2 protein-coding genes are annotated in these 5,310 nt (G+C 39.0%); one reads left to right on the plus strand and one right to left on the minus strand.

Features of this window, described 5'->3' with window-relative positions:
* Nucleotides 1-2,687: reprolysin-like metallopeptidase (locus tag FEDK69T_RS15030; protein WP_035656473.1), on the minus strand; the 2,687-nt coding region annotated here is incomplete at its 3' end.
* Nucleotides 2,688-3,970: 1,283 nt separating this feature from the next.
* On the opposite strand from FEDK69T_RS15030, the gene FEDK69T_RS15040 reads away from it, so the two are divergent.
* On the plus strand, nucleotides 3,971-5,310 hold a 1,340-nt coding region (locus tag FEDK69T_RS15040; protein WP_035656476.1), incomplete at its 3' end, for a hypothetical protein.

Raw genomic sequence — 5,310 nt, forward strand, 5'->3', positions numbered from 1 at the left:
AGACTCGTTACTGCTAACGAAGTAGCAGTAGTTGTTGTTTTTAAAACCCCGTTTTGGTATACATCATAGCCTGTTACACCTACGTTATCAGAAGCTGCTGTCCAAGTTAGGTTTGTGCTTGAAGCAGTAGTTCCAGATGCAGAAAGCGTTGAAGTTGTCGGAGCAGCAGTATCAGCAGCAGCTAGTGTAGTCACATTTGCAGTATTACTTGCAGCTGATACGTTTCCAGCCGCATCTTTTGCTTTTACGTAAAAGTTATAAGACGTAGAAGACGATAGGCTCGTTACTGCTAACGATGTAGCGGTAGTTGTTGTTTTCAAAACCCCGTTTTGGTATACATCGTAGCCTGTTACACCTACGTTATCAGAAGCTGCAGTCCAAGTCAGATTAGTGCTTGAAGCAGTAGTTCCCGATGCTGAAAGCGTAGAAGCCGTAGGAGCAGCAGTATCTGCCAAAGCAGAAGTAGTCACATTTACAGTATTACTTGCAGCTGATAAGTTTCCAGCCGCATCTTTTACTTTTACATAAAAGTTATAAGACGTAGAAGCTGATAGACTCGTTACTGCTAACGATGTAGCGGTAGTCGTTGTTTTCAAAACTCCGTTTTGGTATACGTCGTAGCCTGTTACACCTACGTTATCAGATGCCGCAGTCCAAGTCAGGTTAGTGCTTGAAGCAGTAGTTCCCGAAGTGGAAAGCGTTGAAGCCGTAGGAGCAGTAGTATCCGCAGAGCCAGAACCTGTAATAGTAAAGTTAGCATTGTTTACATCAAAGAAAATGTGGTTGCTTCCTTTAACCATGATTCGGTTAGTGGTTCCGGGTTTATTTGGAATTACTACACTTTGTGAACCGTCATTTGGAGTTCCGGCCAATAAAACTGTTGGGAACGTTTGTCCACCGTCTGTAGACAATAAAATGTCTACATTAGCACAGTTTACTCCATTGGCATTGGTACCGGCAACAGTCCAGTTAACGGTTTGTGATGTGCCGGCAGCATAAGATACTGCGGCATTTTGAGTGTCAACAGTAAAAGGGCCAGCTGCACCATCCACAGTCACAAACATGTCATCACCATTGTTAGCAGCGCCTCCCGTTCTATTGTCACGTACAGTTAATGTGAATTTAAGTGTACGGGCAACAGAAGGTAAAACTTCTACCGGAATGTCAGTTCCTGCAGTAGTGGTTAAACCAGCTAATATTGTTGACATTTTTGGAAAATATCTGGTAGGGTTTGTATTTGGTAAATAAGATCTAAAAAGAGGTCCAGTGGTTGCAGTGGCCGTAGGTGTTGATGTTGTGGCATTTCCTGCATTCATTTGTTCCCAACAATAGGTCAACACATCATCAGTGTTTGCATCCGTTGCCGAACCAGTAAGCATGAAAGGGGTTCCTTTAGGAATTGTATAATCTAAACCGGCATCAACTGTCGGAACAGCATTCCCAGTAGAAAACAAAACTGGACATGTTTTGTTTTTAATATTATATGTAACCTGTGAGATACTGGCAGTATGAAAATAAGCATCGGCTTGTTTTTGAACGTCTTTGGTAGTAATTCCTACATAGCCCATTATAGTTGATCCGCTCCCCGGTTCCACTTGAACTCCTGTCCCATTTTCCGTGGCATGAGTAAATGTATGATTAGCTCCTAATTGATGCCCCATTTCATGAGCAACATAACTGATGTCAAATGCATCTCCTTCAGGAGTATTGTTTACTGTGGAAGAATATCCTCTTCCTTTAGTTCCATCTACGCCTACGCAACCGATACATCCAGCATCTCCACCACCGACGTTTCCGGCTAATAAATGCCCCATATCATAGTTGGCTTCTCCAATTGCTGATGTTAACGTTGATTGTACTGATGACCCCCAATTAGACTTATCATCCGAATACGGATCTGTCGTTGCATTTGTGAAGATAACAGCATCATTATTAGCAATTAAAATTAACTTGATGCCGAAGTCGGTTTCAAATACACCATTAACCCTTGTCAAAGTATTATTCATACCGGCTAATGCCAAAGCTTTGGTACCCCCAAAATAGCTGGCATATTCTCCGTTACAGGACAAGGCTAGTCTTAAAGTTCGTAGTTTGGCATCATCGGCGCCTCTAGCAAATTCACTGGTATTGTTTGTGGGTTGGATATTGTGAATAGCCTGATCGATAGTGCTACATTCAAATTTGTCTAAAGAATCCTTTTTGTCTGATCTTTTATAAATAGTATACGTGTTCGAATCATCATTGATTGGCTCAATGAATACCGCCGATTGATCCGGATATAATGTCATGGATTTGAACCCTAACGGCGAACTGCTAAAATAAGCACGTGCTTTTGGGTTGTCTATACCGACAGCCACATACGATTTGATTTCCGGGTATTTGGCAGCTAACGCCGGATCCATCACGGAGTTTTCATAAACTTTAAAGTTTTCCAATTTGCCATCTCCATTTGGCAATGAAATGATTGTATTGGAAGTAATGTTGGAAGCTTCTCTTTTGGGAGATTTGGCCAACATCTTTTTCAGAGCAGGTACATCTAAATCGAAAATATTTTTTTGCGGCAAGTCGGACTTCGTAATTCTTCCTGAAGCATTACTTGAAGTATTCTTTTTCCATAAAGCATCTTTACTTTGAGCGATTCCGTAAGTAACGGTAAATAATAGGGCAGCACATATCAATCTTTTCATAGACTATTATTTTTTTATTAATCGGCTCAAAATTAATCAGTTAGAATAAAATATCGATGAAATTAACAAAAAAATCGATGAAATGCACTTTTTTGTAAAATTTATAAGATTTACACTACGTGTTTTCTTTTTTTTAAGAAATAAATTGATAATAAAAATCTGTAATAATATGATTTTTTAAAATTTACGTTTTGTTTTTTTGAGGTTTTAAGGGGGCGAAATATTCAAAAAACAGAATTTGCAGCCTTATGTAAAACAATAGAAAATCTTATGTTTTTTAATTCCTCTACAATTCTATTTATTAATCCTGTATTGCTTTTAAGGATTTGTCGCAGACTTGTTTATGTAAGAAATAGATTGAATAAAATTCCATGGGAGGGCTCGTTGATTTTGGAGACTCTTGCTGGAAACGGTAAAAGTTTTTTGTTTGATGGTGACACGGTTGATTTAAATTGTAAAACTTAGAGAATTAATTTTTACGAAACTTCTTACCTTACTTTTTGTTTGTAACCGCTTGGTAATCAATGGATTGTTAAAAAAGTTAAATAAAATAGAATGTTTACAAGAAATATGTTAATTCAATCAAATTAGTGTTAAATTTGTCACAGAATAACGGAATAAGTTATTGACGGTTTGATGGTTAATTGTGATTGCGACGTGCAATAATACCTCCACAAAAATCAATTAACATTTTATAATAGTTTTATTTACTTCAACGGTTAATTGTGATTGCGACATGCAATACCTCTAAAAAAATCAATTACATTTTTATTGATTTCAGACGGTTTGATGGTTAATTGTGATTGCGACGTGCAATAATACCTCCACATAAATCAATTAACATTTTTACAATACTTCTTAAACGTTTGACACTTAATTGTGATTGCGACATGCAATACCTCGACACAAATCAATTAATATTTTAGATTGGTTTCAGACGGTTCGATGGTTGATTGTGATTGCCACGTGCAATAATACCTCCACACAATCAATTAACATTTTCAAAATACTTTCATATCAGTTCAACGGTTAATTGTGATTGCGACATGCAATACCTCTACACAAATCAATTACATTTTTATTGGTTTCAGACGGTTTGATGGTTAATTGTGATTGCCACGTGCAATAATACCTCCACCTAATCAATTAACACTTTTCTTCTTTTTTCTTTTTTAAGAATAATCTTAAAGTTTCAATTTTTGATTGAAAGGGTCTTTTTTTTTTTGGAATCCCTCATTCTATCAGAAACGCTACTGATAATATGGCTCTAAAACCGTATTATTATGAAAAAAAATATTTTATCTCAGTCAGAGGAACTACCCGAAACCAAATGCAGAACGGGTTTTTCTTCAAACTTAAGCAAATTAAAGTTGGGTGCATTCGGTTACTGGAAAACAGTCACGGCTTTGCTATTTGCTTTTTTATTGTTTAGTAATGCCTCATGGGGACAAGCTGCTGACATTGATCAAGTACGAAATGGGGGGGTTGGTGAAACTCCTACACCGAATAATTGGCAAAATGGGAATTTAGGTCCTGAGAATACACACTTACTAGAAGGGTATTCGGTACCATACCGTACGGTAATTACCGGTTTGACTGCTGGAACAAACTACACGATTCAAATTGGGATTGATACACAAGAAGGAGGTATAGCTGCTCTCGATTATTTTACAAGCTTCCAGCGGCTAGAACCTCATGCCCAGTTTGGACATCTTGCAGAGGTTATTAATCCAATTTTTGGTGTGTCCGGGATTACTACTGGGCCATTTACTTCTGCGATTCCCGTTCCTAGTACTACGGGAACAGATGTACCAGGTATGCCGGCAAGCAGTTTTAATCTTTTACCAGAAGCAGAGCGAGTTATTACTATCTGGAATGGTACATTCTTTGGTGCCAATCCGGTTACTTATTCTCTTCAAGAATCACTCGCTAATACTAATGGCGCTACTGCAACGAATTTACAAATAAACTTTACAGCTTCAGCATCCACCGTTGTTTTGGCATGGGGAGGACATATTGCAAGCACAGTTGATTGGGGGGCTGGCAATGCACACCCAGGTGGTTCACCATACCATTGCCGTATAGTAGGTATTGGTGTGTTTGGAGGAGTGCTTTCAGGCGGTAGTCAGGACCGTTCGCTTAAATCGGACGCTGTTCTCGTTCCTCCTACCTGTAATGCTACCGGTCCCGCAAGTGTTTGTGGCGGTAGTTCAAATGTTTACTCTACACCTTCAATACAAGGAGCTACTTATTTATGGACACTATCAAATAATACTTCAGGAGCGACAATTCCTGGTAGTGCCACCGGTTCTAGTGTAACAGTAAATTCCGGGGCTGGACCTGGTTCTTATACAATTACGGTAGTAGTTACCAAGGACTTTCTTTCATCCAATCCTTGTCCCGTCACGACTACTGTTAACGTAGCTGCGACAAATAATGCAGGACCGGATCAGACTTTGTGCCAGACTCCACCTTCTGGACCAACTCAATTTACCTTAGCCGGTAGCGCCAGCGGAGGAACTACATTGTGGACAGTTGACGGAACGACAGGAACTGCAAGTGCTTCGATAGTTACTCCTGGTTCATTGAGTTCTCTTGTAAATGTTTCGGGTATCGGAACTGT

It is taken from the genome of Flavobacterium enshiense DK69, from assembly GCF_000498495.1.
Lineage (GTDB): Bacteria > Bacteroidota > Bacteroidia > Flavobacteriales > Flavobacteriaceae > Flavobacterium > Flavobacterium enshiense.